We start from the raw sequence: 21,192 nt of genomic DNA, 5'->3' as shown, positions 1-21,192 counted from the left end.
AGCGTGTGCGCCGCCTTCGCTCCCACCCATGCTGCCCCCAAAGAACCTCTACGCGTTCGTGGTCCTCGGAGGGCTCGCCATGGCCGGCGCCCTCGGAGGACTGCTCTACTTCGTCACCGGCCACCCCAATGACGCCGCCGGCTGGTGCGTCCTGCTGTTCGGCACCCCGGCGCTGCTCCTGGTGACGCGGTACGCCTTCTGGTTCCTCGGGGAGGCCCGGCCCGACCAGGAGCGCACCCGCTTCCTCTCCCAGCTCGCGGAGGGGGACCTCACCCACCCCGCCCACGAGAGCATGGGGGACCAGCGCGAGGTACGCCGGCTGCTCATCTCCCTGCGCCGCGCGCTCAGCCAGGTGCAGCGGATGACGGGCAACGTGCGCCGCACCTGCCAGGGTGTCTCCGAAGAAGTGCGAGCCCTGCTGGAGGCCGCGCGCCGTCAGGGCGGAGCCGTGGAGCGCTCGCAAGAGTCGGTGAACAGCATGGGCCAGAGCCTCCAGGCCGCGGGCAAGCGCGTGACGCAGCTGGAGACCTTCACGCGGGAGACGAAGGGCTCGCTGGTGGAAATGACCGAGCGGCTCGGCCAGGTGGCCGAGGCCCTGCTCGCGCTGGACGAGTTCTCGCACCGCACCACCGAGCAGGTGCAGGCCATGAGCGAGCGGCTGCACCACATCGCCTCCTCGGGCGACGAGCTGGGGCGCTTCGCCAGCGAGGCGGAGGCCTTCGTCCAGGTGGTGCACACGGGCATCGACGCCGTGCGCCACCGCGCCACGGAGACGAACCAGCTCGCGCACGCGGTGACGGCCACCGCCGAGCGGGGCGAGGTGCTCGTCAACGACTGCGTCCAGGGCATGTACCGGGTGGAGGAGACGGTCCGCAAGGCCGCCGGACTGGTGGACTCGCTGGGCGTGCGCTCCACGCAAATTGGCCGCATCGTGGACGTCATCCAGGAGATTGCGGACCAGACGAACCTGCTGGCGTTCAACGCGGCCATCATCGCTGCCCAGGCGGGCGAGCAGGGCCGACCCTTTGGCGTGGTGGCCGATGAGATTCGCGGCCTGGCCGAGCGCACCGCCCGCTCCACGCGGGAAATCGCCACCATGGTCGGAGGCATCCGCCGGGAGCTGGACACGACGGTGACCCTGGTGAAGGAGGGCCGCGAGCAGGCCAGCGCGGGCGTGCTGCTGGGAGACCGGGCGGCCGAGGCGCTGATGGAGATCCGCACCATCACCCAGCGGACCTTCTCAGCGGTGGAGGCCACGCTGGCGGAGACGAAGCGCCTGGAAGTACAGGGCTCCACGGTGGTGGAGGCCAGCCATCGGGTGGCGCGGCGCGTGGACGACGTGACACGAGCGGCCATGGAGCAGGCGGGGCACGGGCGCGAGCTGGTGCACCAGACGCAGCGGATGGCGAAGCTGGCGCAGGAGGCCTCGCACAAGGCCGAGGGCCAGGCACGCACGGGCAAGGACCTGTCCAACGCGGTGGGGAAGCTGAGCGCGGCCATCGATGAGATTCGCGCGGCGCACGTCGTGCTGATGCGTGGGGACTCGGCCATCAGCGACGAGGTGTCGCGGGTGCGCGAGGACGCGCTCCAGGTCATCCGCATTGGCGACGGGCTGAGCCGCACGGTGGAACAACTCGCGCACGAGGCGGCCAGCCTGGATGGAGAGGTGTTCCGCTTCCGGCTCCCGGCGCCGAAGGCGGGCGGCACGCTGCGCGCGGGCATCCACCAGACGTCGATCATTCACGCGGTGGGCCGGTTGGATCCGCTCTTCAGCGTGGAGATTCAGATCGCCGAGCTGTGCGCCTGCGTCTTCTCCAACCTGCTGCGGCTGGAGGATGGCGTGCTGGTGCCAGACCTGGCCGAGCGCTGGGAGTCTGACTCCTCGGCGTGCCGCTACCGCTTCCACCTGCGCCAGGGCATCACCTTCCACGACGGCACGCCCCTGACGGCGCGCGACGTGAAGCGCCACTTCGAGCGGCTGCTCAATCCCGCCGAGAAGTCGCCGGACCGGGGACTGCTAGAGGACGTAGAGGGTGCCCGAACGTTCGTCGCAGGCCAGGCGCGCGAGGTGACGGGCATCGAGGTGCTGAACGAGCACACGCTGGAGATCCGCCTGGAGGAGCCCAAGGCCTTCTTCCTCCAGCTCCTGGCGCAGTCCGCCACGGGAGTCGCGCGGCTGGACTCGCGCCAACAGGTGGTGGGGTCGGGCCCGTTCCGGCAGGTGGACGTCGGAAGGGAGCACATCGTGCTCGAGCGCAATCCCACCTACTGGCGCCAGGGACAGCCGTTGTTGGACAGGCTCGAGTTCCAACTGATGGGCTCGCGCGAGGAGGCCATCACGGCGCTGCGCAAGGGGACGGTGGAGTTCGTCTCCTATCTGCATGCCACACATGTGAAGGAGCCCGAGCAGGAGGGGTGGCAGATCGCCACGGGCATCACGCCGTCCACGGCCATCCTCGGCTTCAACCTGAAAGATCCGGCGTACAGCGATGTCCGGGTCCGCAAGGCGCTCCGGGCCGGTCTGGACATCCAAGCGCTGGTGGACCACTTCTACAAGGGGGCACGGCTGGCGAGCACGATGACCCCGCCGGAGCTGCTGGGGGATGACAGCCTGCTGCCCGAGCCGCACCTGGACATGGAGCTGGCCGAGCGGCTGCTGCGCGAGGCCGGGGTGCGGCGGTTGCACATGACGCTGTACCAGACGGAGGAGCGGGACACGTCGGCCGAGGACGCCCTGCTCTTCCGCCCGCTGGTGGAGGCGAAGCTGGTGGAGCTCGAGCACGTGCGGATGGGCGCGGAGGAGTACTCGGCGCGGCGGCGCGAGGGGCGGCTGCCACTCTTCCGGTTGCACTGGATCTCCGACTTCCCGGACCCGGACAACTTCCTCTACTTCCTGCTGAGCTCGCAGGCGCAGAAACTGTACATGCTGGGCTACCGCAACGAGGAGGTGGATCAGCTCACGGCGGAGGCGCGCGTCACCATTGATCCGGAGCGGCGCAAGCAGCTCTACCGGCGCGCGGAGCGGATGGTCCACGAGGACTGCCCCATCGTCCCTCTCTTCCACCCCCGCGTTCATGCCGTGACGAGCGGCCGGGTGCAGGGACTGCGGCTGCACCAGACACCTCCGCAGGTGCGCTACGAGGAGCTGTGGCTGGACACAACGAATGACGAGGCGCGCTAGCGCATGCCCCCTCTCCCAGAGGGAGAGGGGACATCCACGGGCTCTCGGACCAGGTCCAAGAACTTCGTGGGCACTCGCCACCCTCAGAGCACCTTGCGGAAGGCGTACAGCACCCGCTCGAAGAGCTTCTGCCAGAGGGGGCGACGGCGGAATTCGGCCAGGTCCACCTCGCGGCAACTCTGGCAGTCGCCGCGGAAGGACTCCTCCAGCCTGCGCCCCAGCCGCGGATCGGCGAAGACAGCATTCACCTCGTGGTTGAAGAGGAGCGAGCGCCGCTCGAGGTTGAACGAACCGATGGTGCCCCACACCCCGTCCACCACGGCCGTCTTCGTGTGCAGCACGCAGCGCTCCCACTCGAAGATGCGGACGCCCGCGGTGAGCAGCTTCTCGTAGAAGGCACGCGTGGCGTGCACCAGCCAGGGGTGATCGCTCTTGGCGTTGAGCAGCAGGCTCACCTCCACCCCGCGCTGAGCGGCCTCGCGCAGCACTGCCACCAGCTTGCGGTCTGGAATGAAGTACGCGGCCGCCACCAGCACGCTGCGCCGCGCGCGGGAGATGGCGTGCAGGTAGGCGCGGTGGATGCTGCGGCGGCTGGAGAGCACCGCCAGGCTCACCTCGCCACGCCGATGCAACACGGCCGCCCGCCGGCGCCGGCGTGTCTCGCGCCAGGAGCGGAACTTGTCCTGGAAGGCCATGCGCCAGGTGGCCACGAAGCGGCGCTCCAGCTCGTACACCGCGGGCCCTTCCACGCGCAGCACATCGTCGCGCCAGGCACCTCCCTGCCCTTCGGGTGCCCAGTGCGCGGAGATGTTCACCCCGCCGATGAAGGCCATCTCGCCGTCCACCGCCAATATCTTCCGGTGGTCGCGCCGCAGCAGGTGACGCAGGCCGCGACCGAGGCTGGTGAAGGGCTTGAAGGGGCGGATGTCCACCCCGCGCGCGCGCAGGGACTCGAAGAAACCGCGCCGGCTCGTCCAGGAGCCCAGCGCGTCGTAGAGCACCCTCACGTGCACGCCGCGCCCGGCCGCCTCCGCCAGCGCCTCTCCGAACAGCTCTCCCACCGCGTCGGAGATGAACATGTACGTCTCGAGGTGGATGTAGCGGCGGGCGCCCCGGATGGCCGCCAGCATCGCCGGGTAGGCCTCCACCCCGTCGCGCAGCAACTGACAGCCATTGCCCCGGAGCATCAAGTGCGAGCGCGGCAGGTAGTAGCGGGCGAGCAGCGCGGAGGAGACGTGAGGGCTCCACACCGGCTCATGGGCAGGCGGGCAGCCAGCCTCCTGCCTGGGTGACTCCCCGGGCTGCTCCTCGGCCTCCGCGCTGATTCCCACCTCCTGCTCACGCATGGTGGGACAAGGGTGCGAACGGCCGGGCCATCCGGCAACCAGTGGGGCCTGCCCCAGGTACAACCCCGGGGCGGCCCTGACGTCACCTGCTGGACGGTGCGGCTACATCCCCAGGTCAGCGCGTTTGATCTCCGCCATGCGGGCGCAGGGCTGATCAAAGTCACCCGGGAAGTACTCACGCGTATGGTCCAGCGTGGCCGAGGCCGCCTGCCAGTTGCTCTGGTTGACGTACCCCTCCACCTCCAACATCAGCTTGGCGCACACGCGGTCCAGCTCCTTCTGCGTGTCCTTCACGCGCTCGCGCGCCTCGAAGTAGAGGTCCGGCTTGGGCTCGGGGTGGGCCTCCAGCAGCAGCCACGCCTCGCGGAAGGACTTCCACGCCTCGTAGCGGTTGCGGGCACCCACCTCCTTGTTGTCCATGTTCTTGCGAGCGCGCATGTACGCCTTGCGCGCTTCCTCGACGAGCTGCTCGGGCGGAATCTCCGGCAACAGCACCTTCTCCAGCCAGATGTTCCAGATGCGCCACTCGTCCTCGCCGGGCGGGTTCTTCGTGTTGTCGAAGGCGATGCGGTTGACCTCGCCCTTCTTGAGGAGCTGCGAGGGAATCATCAGCTCCAGCACACGGTCCTGGCTGGCCAGCGTGTCCGGAGGCACCTTGCCCACGTCCACGCCGTTGATCGTCACCAACACCTCGCCATCGGAGATGCCCTGCGCCTGGTAGTGCAGGATGGCCAGCGCCCGGGTAGCGGCGGTGTACTCCCACTCGAAGATCTTCTGATCCTCGTTGGGCCACATCACGCCCTCGCCCAGACCGAACGAGTCGTCGATGGGATTGCCGCTGAGGGTTGCGGGCTCGGGGCCCCGCGCCACCTTGGTCTCGCCGCCGAGCACCAGCCAGTACACCACGCCCACGATGCTCAGCGCCGCCACCACGCCCAGGCCGATGAGGCCGCGGCGCACCATGGGGCTCGCATCGGCCCAGAAGAGCCGAGCCTGGGCCACCAGGCCTGGAGACTCGCGACGGATGCGAGCGCGATCCGCGGCGGACAGTCCCCCACCCTGGGCCGCCGGAGCGGAACGCGCCACTGCGTTGGCCGTAGGGCGCCGGGGCGGGGCCGCGGGGGCCGACTCAGAGGCACGCGCCAGGGCACCGGGCCCGGCGGCCGGAGCATTGGCACGGGTGGACGTGCGGGGAGAAACACCCCCAGTAGCAGCAGGCAGCGCGGGCTGCGTCCCCGCACGGGTGGAGGTGCGCAGGGTCTGAATGGGGCGCGTGGTGTTGAGCTGCGCCTCCTCCAGCTCCTCCTCGTTGGCGCCCTCGGGGGCCAGGGCCGAGCCGCGGTTGCGCTGACGCGACACCGCGTCCACGGACACGATGCGCGTGCTGCCGGCACTGTCGCCCACCCCAGCATCCGTGACGGGATCGCCCGCCACCGGCCTGAAGACGAACACCACCGGCCCGAGCGACAGCTTGTCGCCCTCCGTCAGTGCCAGCTTCTCCTTCACCTGCTTGCCATTCACCTGCGTGCCGTTGGAGCTGCCCATGTCCTCGACGAAGTACTCCCCACCCTCGGCGAAGATGCGGCAGTGACGGCGGGAGATGCCCGCGTCGTACAGGACAACGTCACACTCGTTGACGCGGCCGATGAGGACGGAGTCCTGCTCGAACTCGAACTCCTTCCCGGCCTCCTTGCCCTCGGCGATCGTCAGCTGAAAGCTCATGAAAACCTCAGACTCCTAACGCGGCCTTCGCCGCCCGGGCCACGGCCGCGCGGGCCGAAGCGGGCTCGAGCACCTCGGCCTCTCCGCCGAACGATAGCACCCACTGCGTCAACCAGCGCTCGTTGTCGCCCGCAACCCGGACTTCGACGCCCCCATCCGCGAGCAGGCGGGCGTCCTCGCCGAAGCGCTCCCGGACGTAGGGGGCCACCAGCTTGGAGAAGCGAACCCGGACGGCGGCATTGGTCCGGACCGGGTTGGGCACCTCGGCGCGGGCGTCCTCCCGAGGCTGGAAGGCGGTGTCGGTGACGGCCAGCGCCTGCATCCGGTCCACCCGGAAGAGCCGGTCGTCCTGACGGTTGAGGTCCCAAGCTTGGAGGTACCACTGGCCCCGGTGGCTGAGCAGCTCGTGCGGCCGCACACGGCGCGACTCGGGGGCGCCCCGGCCAGGGGTGGCGTAGTCGAAGGACACCTCACGCCGCTCGTGGATGGCTCGGGTGAGCGGCCCCAGCGCCTGCGGGGCCTCCACCGCGGCGTCGATCTTCCGGTACATCTCCCGGAAGCGCTCGCCAGCGCCCGGAGGCAGCACGCCCTCCAGCTTCTCCACCGCGCTGCGCAGCGCATCCCCCGCCGCCGGGCGCAGCAGCTCCGCCGAGGCGGCCAGGGCCGAGGCCTCGCCCACCGTCAGGCGCGGCGGCGCGGACAGCCGCTGGTCGAGGTCCACGTAGACGCGGTCGTTCTCGACGTAGATGTCGATGTAGTCGTCCGGGTTGAAGGGGGGCCGGCCCACGCAGGTGAGCAGGTCCAGGTCCTCCAGCAGGTGCTCCCGGCTGACGTTGAGGGCACGCGCCAGCTCCTCCACGGAGATGCCGGGGCGCGAGGACACGAAGGGAACGAGGAACAGCAGACGGCGCAGACGCTCGTGGACACTCATGCCGCCACCTCCTCACGGGGAGCGTGCTTCTCGAGGATGAGCGCGGCCATCTCCTTCACCCGCTGCCGGGCGTCTTCGGGAGCCTCCACGCGGCAGTCCGGCCCGAGCTGCATGCAGAAGCGCAGCAGGCCATCCATGAACGTCACCGGCAGCTCCACGAGCACGCCCTCCCCGTCCTCGGCCGGGGCCACGGAGGCACCCGGGAAGAGCGAGGCCCCCCGGTTCATCAGCTCGCCGGTGAGACGCAGGCGCGCGTCCACGCGCTCGTGGAAGCGGTGCTGCCAGGGGTAGCTGGCCACGTGGTTGTCGAAGGCGAAGCCCTCGGGCACCTCGAAGTCCGGAGTGCGCGGCCGGGCGGTGTTCGCCTTGAGCGAGCGGATGCGGTGCACGTGGAAGGTGCGCACCCCCTGGCGCAGGTGGCAGTAGCCCACCAGCGTCCAGATGCCGCGGCGGAGCACCAGCCCGTACGGGTCCACCTTTCTATCCGTGAGGTCCGGACGCTTGGGCGAGGCATAGGACATCTGCACCCACTTGTGCGCGGCACAGGCCTCCCAGAGCGCCTCCAGGTGCGCGGCGAGCTGCGGACCATCCTGCTCCGAGCCCAGCTCCATGCGCACACGCGGGGTGGGCAGCGCATTGCCGGCGAAGAAGCCAATCTTCCGCAGCGCGTGGGACAGGTCATCACGCCCGGGGAAGGCCCCGGACGTCAGGGCGGCGCTGCCCGCGGCATAGAGGACGGCCAGCTCCTCCTTGGTGAGGTCCACCTCGGGCAAGTAGTAGGCGTCGCGGTCGACGATGTAGCCGTCCTTCCGCTCGTCATCTCCCTGGATGTAGGTGAGGGGAAAGCCCAGTTCGAGCAGTTCCGCCTTGTCGCGCTCGAACTTGCGTTCGGCGGCGTCATCGGAAATGCCCATGTAGTCGAGGGGGAAGTGCTCACGCAGCTCCGCCCAGGAGATTGGTTCCCGAGCATCCAGGAACAAGGCGACGAGATCGAGGAGGCGTTCGGTACGGTCCATCGGAAGGTTTCGACAATGCGCAAAAGCGTCTGGCCGGGTCAAGGCAGGGAGTCATGACAACGGGCGGATGCCCGCTCACGCTCCGTGGGGGCCTGGATCTACCCGGAGGAACAGTACCTGAACAGCTTTTTGCTGAACGCACGTCCAGGTGTGCCTAAGGGTGAGCTGAACCGACCCGAGGGTTGGCAAGCGAGCGTTCATGGCCTCCGGGCTCGCGAACGGAGCGTATCTGGGATATTCCTTGGGAGCGACGACGAGTGCGCCTGGCCGGGGCGGGCTCGCCTGGCCGCAAGCACTGTGAGGACCCACTATGACGCGCTCCACCCTCATCAAGAAGGCATGGCTCGGGCTGGCGCTGGTGGGACTCGCCTGCATCGCGGGGATGCCCTCGCAGGCCCAGGCCGAGCCGCTGTACTTCGCGCTGGAGGTGAGGCGCGAGGGGCGGCTGGTAGCCCAGCCCAAGCTGCTGGGAGAGACCGGCCGCACGGTGCGTGCCGAGCGGCGCAAGCCGGGCGCGCGAGAGCCGGACTACCGGCTGGTGCTCACCCCCACGGCCGAGGGAGAGGCGTTCCGCCTGGAGCTGGACCTGATGCTGCCGGAGCTCAAGGGGCACTCGGAGCTGGCGCTGCTGCACGGCCAGGAGCGCCGGGTGCAGCTCGGTCGCTATCCGGGGGACCTGGAGGTCTCGCTGCTGCTCATGAAGGTGGATTCGCCCGAGTTCCGCGCGCTGATGGACCTGTCGGCTGAGCCCGCGGTGGGCGGTTCCGGCCGCCCCATCTGAGGCAGTCCCCTACAGCACCGCCAGGTCATCGCGGTGCACCGCCTCGTCGAGGTATCGGTAGCCCAGCAGGGACTCGATATCGGCGCTCTTGTGCCCCGCGATGCGCCGCAGCTCGCCATCGTCATAGGAGCTGAGCCCCCGGGCGAACACCTGCCCCTGCTCGTCGATGAGATCCACGGGGTCTCCGCGGCCAAAATCCCCTTCCACCGAGCGGATGCCCGAGGGCAGCAGGCTGCGCTTGCTGGCGACAACCGCCTCGCGAGCCCCCGAGTCCACGACGAGCTTGCCCTTGGGCTTGAGCGCATGGGCGATCCACGCCATGCGCGCGCTGCGCCGGGAGCCGGAGGTCTCGAAGAGCGTCCCCACGGGCTCGCCGGACAGCACGGAGCGCAGACGGCCGGGCACGGCCCCCGAGGTGATGAGGCAGCGGACACCCAGCTCGGTGACGCGGGCGGCGGCGCGAATCTTGGTGGCCATGCCCCCTGTTCCCACCAGAGAGCCGGAGCCTCCAGCCAGGGCAATCAACTCGGGAGTGACAGCCTCCACCTCGGGGAGCAGGCGGGCGTTCGGGTCCTTGCGCGGGTCGGCCGTGAAGAGGCCCTCCACGTCGGAGAGGACGACGAGCACATCCGCCTCCACCACCCCTGCCACCAGGCCAGCCAGGGTGTCGTTGTCACCGAACTTGAGCTCGTCCACGGAGACGGTGTCGTTCTCGTTGATGATGGGGACGACATTGGCCTCGAGGAGGCGCTCCAGCGCGTGCTTCACGTTGAGGTAGCGCCGACGGTCCTGCACGTCCCCATGGGTGAGGAGCACCTGGGCGACCCGCCGGTCCGCCTTGCCGAAGGCCTCCTCGTACGCCTGCATGAGCCGGCTCTGACCCACCGCGGCGCAGGCCTGCTTGCCTGGAATGTCCTTGGGACGCGCGGGCAGCCCCAGCCGCTCGACGCCCAGGGCAATGGCACCGCTGGACACCACCACCAGCTCCCGGCCCTGGGCCGCCCAGAGCAGATCCTCGCTCAGCGCCTCGAAATGGGCCCGGTTGAAGCGCCCCGTGGCGTTCGTGAGGGCGTTGGTCCCAATCTTCACCACCACGCGCCGGGCGGCGCGCACCGCGTCTCGTCCAGAAGAAGTCACACACCAAAGGTATGCCATCAATGGTGTCAGGCGGGACACCCAAACTTCGTCCTGCCCCGGAAGCACTCGCCACGAAGGCGTGTTGCATGAAGTCGGGCTTTCGGGACCCCCCGGAGATGAATCCGGGCCCGAAGACACCTATCCTCAGGAGTGACAGGGATGGGGCGACGGCGTAGCGCGGACGCCCCTTCCCTCCGCGCGGGAGAAGGACACGTTTGAAGGAAATCTACGGAAACACCCTCGGACTCAAGGCAAGCGAGCAGAGCCGGTTGCGCAACACCTACCGCCGCCGCGTCTCGCCGCATGAGATCGTCTCTCCCGAGCTCGCCCGTCATCTCACCGAGCTGTCGAGGGAGACCCATCGTCAGATCGGCGTCCTCCTCAACCGCAAAGGCGAAATCGAGTACGTGGTGGTGGGCAACGCCCACAAGCTGGAGCTGCCGGACATCGGCCGTGCCCGCGCCGGACAGGTGCGTCTGCGCGGTCTGCGCCTGGTGCACACCCACCTCAAGAGCGAGCCGCTCACCAAGGACGACCTGACGGACCTCGCGCTGCTGCGCCTGGACATGGTCGCCGCGGTGGGCGTGGGCGACAGCGGGCTGCCCGGCGTGCTGCACTACGCGCACCTGGTGCCCGAGAACGGCACCGGCGACTTCTGGAGAGTCAACACCCTGCCGGACGTCCACGACGGCCAGCCGGATGTGCTCGACACCCTGGAGGCGCTCGAGGAAGAGCTCAACCGCAAGGCCGCCGCGCGGACCATCTCCGGCCGCGACAAGGCCATCCTCGTGGCGGTGTGCCTGGACGGCAACCGGGCCCACGCGGAGGCCAGCCTCGCCGAGCTCAAGGAGCTCGCGCGTACCGCGGGCGTCGAGGTCATCGACAGCGTGCTGCAGATGCGCCGCGAGGCAGACCCTCGCTACCTCATCGGCCGCGGCAAGCTGGAGGACCTCAACCTGCGCTCCATGCAGGCCATGGCGGATGTCCTCATCTTCGACAAGGACCTCACCCCCTCGCAGGGCCGTCACATCAGCGAGGCCACCAGCCTCAAGGTCATCGACCGCACCCAGCTCATCCTCGACATCTTCGCCCAGCGGGCACAGAGCGCCGAGGGCAAGCTCCAGGTCGAGCTGGCCCAGCTCAAGTACCGCCTGCCCCGCCTGGTGCAGAGCGACACCTCCCTGAGCCGTCTGGCCGGTGGTATCGGCGGACGAGGCCCCGGTGAGACGAAGCTGGAGATCGACCGCCGCCGCGCGCGAGACAGAATCAACCACCTGGAGAAGCGCATCGACGCACTCTCCCGCGAGCGAGAGGTCCGCCGGGCGCAGCGCAACCGCAGGGAGCTGCCCGTCATCTCCATCGTGGGCTACACCAACGCGGGCAAGTCCACGCTCCTCAACGCCATCACCGGCTCCGAGGTGCTGGTGGAGAACAAGCTGTTCGCCACGTTGGACCCGACCAGCCGCCGGCTGCGCTTCCCCCAGGAGCGCGAGGTCATCATCACCGACACGGTGGGGTTCATCCGGGACCTGCCCAAGGACCTGGTGGCTGCCTTCCGCGCCACGCTGGAGGAGCTGTACGACGCGGACCTGCTGCTGCACGTGGTGGACGCGAACGACCCGTCTCGCGACGACCAGGTGGAGGCCGTCGAGAACATCCTCGACTCGCTGGACCTGATGCAGAAGCCGCGCCTCATGGTGTGGAACAAGGCGGACCAGCTCACCCAGGAAGAGGTGGGCTCGCTGCTGCGCACCCGCGGGGGCGTGGCCATCAGCGCCGTCAAGCGCGAGGGCCTGGCTGCCCTGCTGTCCAAGGCGGACACCACCCTCTTCGCCGAGGGCGCCTCGCAGAACCTCGGCGTCGTCACCCAGGACGCGTCGCACACCTTCGGGACCCTCGGGCTCGTCGAGGGCTCGACCGGGCCTGACTCCAAGCCGCTCGAGGAGCCTCTCGAGGACGAAGAGGTGCCCGAGCAGAACCTCGGGGCAGCGTAGCCCCGGGGTTGCGGGCGGGCACCGGGGCCTTCTACAGTCCCGGTGCCTTGCTCACGCCTTCCCTCATCTCCCTGTCCCTGCTGGCGCAGCTCCCCATCCCCGGCCTGGAGCGGGGCCCCGAGAAGCCCGCCTCCTCGGTGGACCCGAACTACTTCGAGCTGCTCGAGCGCAACAGCCACATCATCTACCCGGCCCTCGCCGTGGCGGTGCTGGGGCTCATCACCATCGCCATCCTCCAGGCCTCCAAGGCCCAGGACATGGATGGTGCCGTGAAGGCCGAGTTCAAGAAGCTCATCGTCGATGAGCTGCGGCGCTACCCGGCGGGACTGGAGACCCCGGCGCTCGCGGCGGCCACGGGGCTGGACCGCAGCAAGCTGGTGCGTCTGTTGGACCAGATGCAGCAGGAGGGCGTGCTCCTCTCGCACACCACCACCCAGCGCCAGACGGTGTGGCGAGTGAAAGGCGTCGGCGGCCGCGCGTACTGAGCGCCGCCCCCGGCCTCACACCAGCTCGGACTTGGGCTGGCGCGTCATCAGCTCCACCACCGCGGCGCGGGCACTCTTGCCCTCGTAGGCAATGGCGTACACCTGATCGCAGATGGGCAGCTCCACCCCCACCTTGCGCGACAGGTCCCTCGCGCTCTTGGCCGTCTTCACGCCCTCGGCCACCTGCTTCATGTCCGCCAGAATCTCCTGGAGCGCGCGGCCTCGGCCCAGCTCCATGCCCACGTGCCGGTTGCGGCTGAGCTCGCCGGTGCAGGTGAGCACCAGGTCCCCCATGCCGGACAGGCCCGAGAGCGTGAGCGGGTTGCCGCCCTTGCGCACCGCCAGGCGCGTAATCTCCGCCAGGCCACGGGTGATGATGGCCGCACGAGCGTTGTGGCCCATGCCCAACCCATCCGCGATGCCAGCGGCGATGGCGATGACGTTCTTCAGCGCGCCGCCATACTGCACCCCCACCACGTCATTGGAGGTGTAGGAGCGGAACGTCTCCGTCTGCAGCGCCTTCTGGCAGCGCACCGCCACCTTGTCCCAGTGCGAGGCGATGGTGACGACGGTGGGCATGCGCTGGGCCAGCTCCTTGGCGAAGCTGGGACCGGAGAGCACGGCGATGTAGGGGTGGTACTCCTCCGGCAGGCAGTCCTCGAGCAGCTCCGTCATGGTGAGGAGCGTCTCGTTCTCAATCCCCTTGGCCACCGTGATGATGGGCGCGTGCTTGGGCAGGTACGGCAGCGCGTGGGAGATGACGTCGCGCGTGGCATGGCTGGGGGTGGCCAGCACCACCATCTCCGCACCCTCCAGCGCCACCTTCAGGCTCGTCGTGGCCTGGACGCGAGGGGAGATGGGGATGCCGGGGAGGTAGCCGGAGTTCTCGTGGCGGGTGTTGATGGCGTCGGCCAGGGCGGCATCCCGGCCCCACAGGCCCACCTGCTCGCAATTCACGGCGAGCACGTTGGCGAGGGCGGTACCGAAGGAGCCGGAGCCGATGACAGCTGCGCGCATGGGACGATTCTCCCGGGGGAAGGAGGGGGGTGGCGCAGCTTAGACCACACCTCTGCCGGGAACGAGGTTTCCCAGCGAGCGAGCGGCGCAGCGTCGGGCAGCAAGCAGGCCAGCACTTCCTCGTGGCCATGCAGGGGGTTTGCCGGTCTACCATCCGCCGCCTCACGGGTGTGCGCACACAGAGGGAGCCAGGGATGAGGGTCGGAAGGGGCGCGGGAGTGGTGCTGGCACTGGCGCTCGGTGCCTGCCGCTCGCGGGACGCGGGAACACCGGACGCGGGCGTGCTGCCGCCTCCGAGCGCCCTCTCCTGCGAGGGACTCGTCACCCCCGAGATTCGCGACGCCCTGCCCGGCTTCAGCTTCAAGGAGGAGCGGACGTGCCCGAGCTGCGGGCCCATCTGCACCTTCCGCTCGGCCGAGCAGAAGGACGTCACCGTCTCCATCGCCTACGACTGCCACAAGCTCCCTGATGGGCAGGACGTGCGCGGACTGCTCGCCCCTACCCTGCGCGCCGGAGGCATCGAGGTGCCCGCGCTGGGCAAGGCCGCCGCCCGCCGCGAGCCCGTCCCCGGCATGCTCCAGGTCGTCACCTGGGACGATGACACCCCCTGCGGCATCGTCGTCACCTGGCTCGGCAAGGACAAGGACCGCGCACTCGAGCTCGCCCGCACAACGCTCTTCGGAATCACCCATGAGCGCCTCATGCACGCCGGCACGCCGCCCCCCGCCCCCTCCCTGGACTCTGCCCCCCAGGGCGTCGGCCTGGCGCCAGACGCGGGCCTGCCCTGACGCTCCCCCTCCCTCCCCAGGGAGGACACCCGAGCCGCAACGAAGTCGAGCACCCGGTCCACCGGAGAGGTAAAGGAGAGGGGCCGTGGCAAGCCCCCAACCCTCCATCATCCTCAGCTTCCGGCGCACCTTCGCGCTGCTCATCGTCCTGGTGGTGCTGCCCTCGGCCGGGCTCTCCGGCTTCGGGGTGGTGGCCATCATCAACGAGCGCGCCGCGGTGGAGAAACGGCTGGAGGCCACCTGGCAGGGAACTCTCGAGACCCTCACCGAGGACCTGCCCGCCGCGCTGCGCTCCGCGCGCTTCGTGCTCGTGGACGGCCAGCCCCGTCTCGTGACCTCCGACGGGCGCCTCCTGTCCACCCCGGCCTCCTTCCGCGTGGAGGGCAAGCAGGTGAGCTCTCCCGACGCCGAGCTCGCCGCCGCCCTGCAGGCCGTGCAGTCCTCGTCCGCGGACTTCCCCGCCGGCACCTCGCACTTCTCCCTCATGGTGGGCGGGCGCGCCACGCTCCTCGCCGCCGAGCGCCAGGGCGACGTGGTGCACGGCGTCCGCCTCTCCCAGGACGCCGTCGAGGCGCTGATCGAAGAGCGGGCCGAGGGCCAGGTGACCTCCAGCGAGCCCGTGCGCTTCGTCCTCCTCGCCCGCCAGGAGGCCACCGGCGAGGGACTCATGGGCAAGCTGGCGTTGGAGGTGGCCCAGGCCCGGGCCAGCGCGCTCGGGCCCCTCGTGCTCGCCGAGCAAGTGCTGCCTCCACCGCTGCAGGACTTCCGGCTCGCCGTGGTGCCCACCGGAGAGGATCCCATCGCCCGCGCCTCCACCCGCAACCGCGTGGTGTACGTGGTGTTGCTCGGCCTCTTCTACGTCACCCTCACCTTCGGCGTCGTCTACACCGGCCGCGTCCTCTACCGCGAGGCCCGGCTCTCACGCATGAAGACGGACTTCGTCTCCTTGGTCAGCCACGAGCTGCGCACCCCCATCACCTCCATCCGCATGTTCATCGAGACGCTCGCCCTGGGCCGCGTGAAGGACCCGGCACAGACGCAGCAGGTCCTGCAGCTGCTCACCCAGGAGACGGAGCGACTGGGCACCCTCGTGGACCGGGTGCTGGACTGGGCCCGCATCGAGAGCGGGCGCAAGGTGTACCACCGCGAGTTCCTCCCCGTCCCCGCCGTGGTGGATGCCGCCGTGACGGCCTTCCGCGCCCAGCGCCTGGAGGGCGAGCTGCGACTCTCCGTGGACCTGCCCGAGAATCTCCCCCAGGTCCAGGTGGACCGGGAAGCCATCGCCGGGGCCCTGCTCAACCTGCTGCAGAATGCCTACAAGTACAGCAAGGAGGACAAGCGCATCTCCCTCATCGTCCGTGCTGATCGCAAATGGGTGGACCTCACGGTGGAGGACCACGGCGTGGGCATTTCGCCCCGCGACCGCAGACGCATCTTCGAGCGCTTCTACCGAGTGGACAATCTGCTCACCCGCAAGACAGAGGGCAGCGGGTTGGGGCTGGCCATCGCCAAGCACATCGTGGAGGCTCATGGGGGGCGCATCACCCTGAAGAGCGAGCTGGGAAAGGGCAGCCGCTTCACCATCCAGCTCCCCGTGGGGAAGGCATGAGCGACAAGCCAACACGCATCCTGGTGGTGGAGGACGACCTGGCCATCCTCACCGGCCTGTCCATGAACCTGAACTTCGAGGGCTATGAGGTCCTCCAAGCCCAGGACGGCCGCACGGGGCTGGCCCGCGCACTCGACGAGTCGCCGGACCTGCTCGTGCTGGACGTGATGCTGCCCGAGCTCAATGGCTTCGAGGTGCTCAAGGAGCTGCGCCAGCGCGGCCGCGACATCCCCGTGGTGGTGCTCAGCGCCAAGAGCGCGGAGATGGACAAGATCCTCGGCCTCAACCTGGGCGCCGACGACTACGTGGTGAAGCCCTTCGGACTCCAGGAGCTGCTGGCGCGCATCAAGGCGGTGCTGCGCCGGCGCTACCCCTCCCAGGGACAGCCCCAGCCGGTGGGCTTCGGCGACGTCCAGGTGGACCTGAGCGCCAAGACGGTCTCGCGCGCCGGGCAGCCCGTGGAATTCACGGCCCAGGAGTTCAAGCTGCTGGCCCACTTCCTCGCGCACGCGGGACGCACCTTCAGCCGCGAGGAGCTGCTCAGCGCCGCCTGGGGCTACGACTACGAGGGCAGCGCCCGCACCGTGGACAACTTCATGCGCCAGCTCCGGCTCAAGCTGGAGCCAGACCCCGAACAGCCCCGGCACTTCCTTACCGTGCGAGGGCTCGGATACCGCTTCGAACGCTGAGGAGCCCATGATTCGCCCAAGCGCACAGCGAAAGTGGAGGGGGATCGCCTTGTGGGCCACGGTGATGACGGGCACGGCCCAGGCCACGGAGACGGATCAATACTTCGCCATCGACAAGCGGCCGCTCGACTCCCTCGGCGCCCTCAACGAGAAGGTCAACCGGGACATCCTCGGGGCCCTGGAGCTCGTCAACCGGCGCACCAACTGGGACTCATACTCCTGCCAGGACGTCGCCCACCGCGTCTACCAGCGCTTCCGCATCTCGGGCCTCCACAAGATTGAGCTCTGGGCCGAGAACTCCCCCCGGATAGACCGGGTGCCCTCCAAGAAGGACCATTCCCACTTCGAGAAGCACTCCTCCATCTACCGCAGCGGGCGCCTCTGGGACTGGGGCCTGTCCTTCGGCGTCAAGGCGACCTTCAACGTCGCCGGTGTCCACATGGGCGCCGACAAGCTCTCCCACTTCTTCAAGACGGGATGGAAGTATCACCAGCGCTACCTCGCCCTCACGAAGGCGGGAGTCCCTGAACGCGAGGCGCTCGAGCAACTGGTCCGCTACGGCGCGGAGACGGAGAGCAGCTCGCTCGGCCTCGCGACAACGGAGGTCTTCTCGTTCGGAGACCTCGAGGCCAACTACCAGGGGTTCCTCTTCTACCGGAGCCTGTGCCAGGACGAGAACCCGCGGCTGCTGAAGACCTCAGAGGGATGGAGGCTGACGCGCCCCTTCGACTGGCGCGAGCATGTCTCTCCCGAGTTCGACGAGACCTGGAACAACTCCGCCTTCACCCCGAAGCGCTGGAGCGAGGTCCGTGCCAACCTGCGGCGGGATTACTGCGAGCGGCTCGACAGCGACACGTTCGTGGAGCACTACCGGTTCTATTCGCGCTACGAGCGGAGCGCCGACGACTTCAACCTCCGCTACGTCCGGGAGTTGGTCGACCGGGGTGAGTTCCCACGCCAGGAGGACTTCTCCATCTGGACAGCGTGTGGACGAAGCCGGCCAGACTTTCACGCGGGCGCGGCGGAGGCTCTCGCGGGCGGAACAAGCGGGAGCGCCGGACCCGGGCCGGAGAACAGTACAGGCGGGCTCCCCGCCCCGGCGCCACAGTACGAGGCCCCGCGTTTCGACGGCTCCCTCTTCCAACCGCAGCTCGAGGCTGGCGGAGGCGGATTCCAGAGCGCCGGCTCCGATTGGAATGCCCTGCTCCGGATGCGCTTCGTGCTCCACGAGACCGTGGTGCCGGAAGACGCGTGGGATGCAGTGCGGACCCCGGAGTACCTGCTCTGGGCCTCACTCGACGGACACCTCGCACTGGGCCGCGGCCCAGCGGAGCTTACGCTGCCGTATGCCGACCTCCGCTTCACACCCGTGCAGCAGCGCTTCGAGCTGAACAACGTTGCCACCGGCGACGAGCTGGCCGTCGGTGTGGTCCTGCTCCCGGCGCGCCTCACGCGTTTCACCACGCTCGACCGGAGCTTCGGCGTCGAGGCCTCCCTCGCCGGAGTCCGCGGGCGGCTGGGAAAGCGCTTCGGTGAACGGCAGCGGGCGGGCGTGTTCGCGTCCCTGGCGCTGGATGCGGTCGGCTACAAGGCGGCGCTCCACCTGTCGGATGGGCACGCGTTCCAGGGAGTGCACGCCGCCACCCTGGCGGTGGAGACCGGCGCGGAGCTGCTGCTCGGAGAACAGCTCCGGCTGGGACTCGTCCTGTGCGGGGGCGCGGGGCTCAGCCTGGGGTGGGACCCTGGCGGTGGTGGATTCACGGCCCCTTCAGACCTCGGGGCCTACGCCGAAGCGCAGGTAGACGTGACGCGCTTCTCCCGCCTGTTCGTCCGCGGCCAGCTCGACGCTCTCCACGAGCCCGGGCGGGACCGGACCCTGTCCACCCCCACCGTCCTTGGCGGCGCCGCGTTCAGGTTTTGAGCCTCACCCTTCCACCACGCCGATGTGCCGCGCGTCCTCGGGGTCGAACGGCTTGCCGTCGAAGCGGCCGTAGCGCTCCCGAGGTGTGAGCCCGCAGGACTTCATCGCCGCGTCCAGCTCCTCAGCGGCAAAGGGCCTCAGCCTGAGGCGGTGGATGCCGAGCGGCGCCCCGGGCTGCCGACGCTCGCGCAAGTGGAAGGCGAACACCGGCCGGCGCGGCTCGAGCGCGGAGCCCGGCTCCTCGTCCTCCCGCTGAGGGGCGGGCTCGGGGGGCGGGTTCAGCACGTCGTAGGCGAAGATGCCCCCAGGCTCCAGGTGGTGGCGCACCGTGGACAGGAAGGCCTCGAGGTCCTCGTGCGAGCCCATCATCCCCAGGGCATTTTGGGGAGCGAGCACCACGGGGAAGCGCTCGGACAGGCGCAGCGAGCGCGGGTCGGCCTGGTGGAAGCGCACACGGCCCGCCACCTCGGGAGACTCCGAGCCGCGGTGCTCCTCGGCCGCCTGGACCATCCGCTCGGAGGGGTCCACGCCCACCACGTACATCCCCGCACCAGCCAGCGCCCAGGCCACGCGTCCGTTGGCCGAGCCCAGCACCAGCACGGGTCCGCCATGCTCGGTCGCCTGGCGTGTGTAGAAGGCAATGTCGGGCTCCTGCCCGACGAGGGAGAGCGGCGTGCGGCCGCGCGCGTCGTTTCCGGCCATCTCTTCCGCACTAGCACGGTTGGAGGCGTAAAGGGGTCAGGACCCTGCCATTCCTGGGCACCGGGCTACCCATGGGCTGTCCGGGAGCCGACGCATGGGCCCGTCTTCCAGAGGAGCCGGGCTGGCACCCCGCTTGCGATGCCGGGCAGCAGGGGTGCCGTGTGGGTACCCGAATTCCACAGAACGGGTGGGCAGCGACATGAAGGGCGGATGGCGGTGGGCGGCGGCGCTCGTCGTGACGGGCGCGATGTGGGCAGGCTGCAAGCAGCAGGCGGGGCACGACCAGTCCGAGCAGGACAACCCCGGACTGGACACTCCCCGGGAGGACGGGAGCGGCACCCAGACGCCTGACTCGGGCACCCAGACGCCCGACTCGGGCACCCAGACGCCTGACTCGGGCACCCAGACGCCCGACTCGGGCACCCAGACGCCTGACTCGGGCACCCAGACGCCTGACTCGGGCACCCCGCCGCCTCCTCCGCCACCTCCTCCCGAGGAAGCCATCGAGTTCACCTCTCCCCCGGGCTGGCGCTTCTACGGCATCCAGCACGGCGGGCCCCGGCGCGTCTACGGCGTGACGGCGGACGAGGGCGGCAACGTCTGGGTGGCCGGCGGCGAGGACGGCCTCTTCTTGCTCCGCCCAGGCGCCGAGCGCCTCCAGCGCTACACCATGGAGAACGGACTGCGCCCCTACGGCTTCATGCCGGACGGCAGCGTCCCTCCGGGCGAGAAGTACCTGAAGGTCATCTCCGTCGCCGGTGGCCCCGCGGGCACCGTCTTCGTGGGCTACGAGGGCAGGCCCGGCAAGAACTCGGACCACTGCGAGGGCAACTGGGACGGCCCCAGCCCGGACCCCTCCCGCTACAAGAGCGGTGACGCGGACAAGGTGACGCTGCGCTCGGACGGCACCCTCGACGTCGTCCACTACGACATCTTCTCCGGCCCCAACGTGGTGCGCGACGAGATGCGCGGCCGAGAGAAGCTCTGCAACATCCTCCGCATCGCCTACGACAAGAACACGAACAGCGTCTGGTTCGGCGGCAACCACGGCTTCGCCCGCGGCGACGCCCGCTACACCGGCAACAACACCTGCAATGGACAGCTCTCCTGCTCGGGCGTCATGGAGCACGTGCACCCGCACGTCAACGCCTTGAATGCCAATGGCGACGCCATCCTCCTCACCGACGCCTACTACGGCGTCTCCGTCCACCCCAGCGGCGATGTCTTCTTCGGCGGCTCCAACCGCTCCACCCGCTTCCGCTACGGCACCAACAGCAACAACTACTGGCGCGCCCAGAGCATGAGCGAGAACCGGGACTACGCCTGGAACCGCTTCGACATCTGGCCTGACAAGGTGGGCGAGCCGAACATGCCCCGCGAGGCCGATCGCGTGGATGACCACGTGTCCGGCCTGGCCGTGGCCGGAGATGACACCGTCTGGGTCAGCTCCTTCACCCGCGGGCTCGCCCGGATGAACGCGGAAGGCGGCGACGTCCGCTACGTCAACGTCGGCGTCCCCCACCTGTCCGCCGTGGCCGTGGACCCCCGCGACGGCAGCGTGTGGACCGGTGCCCGCTGGCTCGGCTCGGTCTTCCGCCTCAGGGGTGGCCAGGTCACCTCCTACGGCTGCGGCGACTTCGGCAGGCGTCTGTGCATGAGCACCGTCTCCGACATCCAGGTGGACCGCCACGGCCAGCGCCGCATCCTCGTGGGCTTCATGGGCAGCAGTGAGAACCGCGTGCCCGGCGCCATCGGCATCTACTCCGGGGACTGAGTTCCACGGGGTGCAGCACGGTTCCCCTCCGTCCTCACGGAGGGGAACCTGGGGGGTCCGATACCCTCACCCCGTCCCTCTCCCGAGGGGAGAGGGGAA

The 21,192-nt window shown here is 69.4% G+C and carries 16 protein-coding genes; 9 read left to right on the top strand and 7 right to left on the bottom strand.

Annotation, left to right across the window (positions count from 1 at the left end):
* The first annotated feature begins 79 nt into the window (after positions 1–79).
* Entirely contained in the window at positions 80–3,181 is a 3,102-nt protein-coding gene (locus tag OV287_RS11105; protein WP_373371820.1) for an ABC transporter substrate-binding protein, read from the top strand.
* A gap of 83 nt (positions 3,182–3,264) precedes the next feature.
* Here the strand turns inward: OV287_RS11105 and OV287_RS11100 are convergent, their stop codons facing one another.
* The 4 genes from OV287_RS11100 to OV287_RS11085 form a co-directional block, all read right to left on the bottom strand.
* Entirely contained in the window at positions 3,265–4,527 is a 1,263-nt protein-coding gene (locus OV287_RS11100) for a phospholipase D-like domain-containing protein (RefSeq protein WP_267533991.1), read from the bottom strand.
* A gap of 102 nt (positions 4,528–4,629) precedes the next feature.
* Positions 4,630–6,249 carry an FHA domain-containing protein gene (locus tag OV287_RS11095; protein ID WP_267533990.1) on the bottom strand — a complete coding sequence of 540 codons (1,620 nt, stop codon included), beginning with the start codon at positions 6,247–6,249 and terminating at the stop codon, positions 4,630–4,632.
* Between the two features lie 7 nt (positions 6,250–6,256).
* Positions 6,257–7,180, bottom strand: a complete 924-nt coding sequence (locus tag OV287_RS11090; RefSeq protein ID WP_267533989.1) for a helix-turn-helix transcriptional regulator — start codon at positions 7,178–7,180, stop codon at positions 6,257–6,259.
* Positions 7,177–8,196, bottom strand: coding sequence for a helix-turn-helix transcriptional regulator (locus OV287_RS11085; protein WP_267533988.1), 1,020 nt, complete (start codon positions 8,194–8,196; stop codon positions 7,177–7,179). Before OV287_RS11085 ends, OV287_RS11090 begins: the two co-directional genes overlap by 4 nt.
* 310 nt (positions 8,197–8,506) lie before the next feature.
* On the opposite strand from OV287_RS11085, the gene OV287_RS11080 reads away from it, so the two are divergent.
* Positions 8,507–8,977 (top strand): hypothetical protein, encoded by a 471-nt coding sequence (locus tag OV287_RS11080; RefSeq protein WP_267533987.1) that lies wholly within the window; start codon positions 8,507–8,509, stop codon positions 8,975–8,977.
* A gap of 9 nt (positions 8,978–8,986) precedes the next feature.
* On the opposite strand, the gene proB is transcribed toward OV287_RS11080, so the two are convergent.
* A complete protein-coding gene (gene proB / locus OV287_RS11075; RefSeq protein WP_267533986.1) occupies positions 8,987–10,132 on the bottom strand; it encodes a glutamate 5-kinase in 1,146 nt (381 codons plus the stop codon).
* Positions 10,133–10,329: 197 nt separating this feature from the next.
* On the opposite strand from proB, the gene hflX reads away from it, so the two are divergent.
* Both hflX and OV287_RS11065 read left to right on the top strand, forming a co-directional pair.
* Positions 10,330–12,108 (top strand): GTPase HflX, encoded by a 1,779-nt coding sequence (gene hflX / locus OV287_RS11070; protein ID WP_267533985.1) that lies wholly within the window; start codon positions 10,330–10,332, stop codon positions 12,106–12,108.
* Positions 12,109–12,155: 47 nt separating this feature from the next.
* Positions 12,156–12,593: a hypothetical protein gene (locus OV287_RS11065; RefSeq protein WP_267533984.1), complete on the top strand. Its 438-nt coding sequence runs from the start codon at positions 12,156–12,158 to the stop codon at positions 12,591–12,593.
* Between the two features lie 15 nt (positions 12,594–12,608).
* On the opposite strand, the gene OV287_RS11060 is transcribed toward OV287_RS11065, so the two are convergent.
* Complete coding sequence (locus OV287_RS11060) at positions 12,609–13,610, bottom strand: NAD(P)H-dependent glycerol-3-phosphate dehydrogenase (RefSeq protein WP_267533983.1); 1,002 nt, start codon at positions 13,608–13,610, stop codon at positions 12,609–12,611.
* A gap of 194 nt (positions 13,611–13,804) precedes the next feature.
* Between OV287_RS11060 and OV287_RS11055 the strand changes: the two genes are divergently transcribed.
* The 4 genes from OV287_RS11055 (at position 13,805) to OV287_RS11040 (ending at position 18,617) form a co-directional block, all read left to right on the top strand.
* Complete coding sequence (locus OV287_RS11055; protein ID WP_267533982.1) at positions 13,805–14,398, top strand: hypothetical protein; 594 nt, start codon at positions 13,805–13,807, stop codon at positions 14,396–14,398.
* Positions 14,399–14,483: 85 nt separating this feature from the next.
* Positions 14,484–16,007: a sensor histidine kinase gene (locus tag OV287_RS11050; RefSeq protein ID WP_267533981.1), complete on the top strand. Its 1,524-nt coding sequence runs from the start codon at positions 14,484–14,486 to the stop codon at positions 16,005–16,007.
* Positions 16,004–16,696, top strand: a complete 693-nt coding sequence (locus OV287_RS11045) for a response regulator transcription factor (protein WP_267533980.1) — start codon at positions 16,004–16,006, stop codon at positions 16,694–16,696. Before OV287_RS11050 ends, OV287_RS11045 begins: the two co-directional genes overlap by 4 nt.
* A 7-nt stretch (positions 16,697–16,703) precedes the next feature.
* On the top strand, positions 16,704–18,617 hold the full coding sequence (locus OV287_RS11040) for a hypothetical protein (RefSeq protein ID WP_267533979.1): 1,914 nt from the start codon (positions 16,704–16,706) through the stop codon (positions 18,615–18,617).
* 3 nt (positions 18,618–18,620) lie between these two features.
* Here the strand turns inward: OV287_RS11040 and OV287_RS11035 are convergent, their stop codons facing one another.
* Positions 18,621–19,319 (bottom strand): class I SAM-dependent methyltransferase, encoded by a 699-nt coding sequence (locus tag OV287_RS11035; protein WP_267533978.1) that lies wholly within the window; start codon positions 19,317–19,319, stop codon positions 18,621–18,623.
* Between the two features lie 199 nt (positions 19,320–19,518).
* On the opposite strand from OV287_RS11035, the gene OV287_RS11030 reads away from it, so the two are divergent.
* A complete protein-coding gene (locus OV287_RS11030; RefSeq protein ID WP_267533977.1) occupies positions 19,519–21,093 on the top strand; it encodes a ligand-binding sensor domain-containing protein in 1,575 nt (524 codons plus the stop codon).
* Positions 21,094–21,192 lie beyond the last annotated feature (99 nt).

The organism is Archangium lansingense (genome assembly GCF_026626635.1).
GTDB classification, from domain to species: Bacteria; Myxococcota; Myxococcia; order Myxococcales; family Myxococcaceae; genus Archangium; species Archangium lansingense.
The sequence above is the reverse complement of the archived record's forward strand: the minus strand, read 5'-3'. Positions and strand labels throughout refer to the sequence as shown.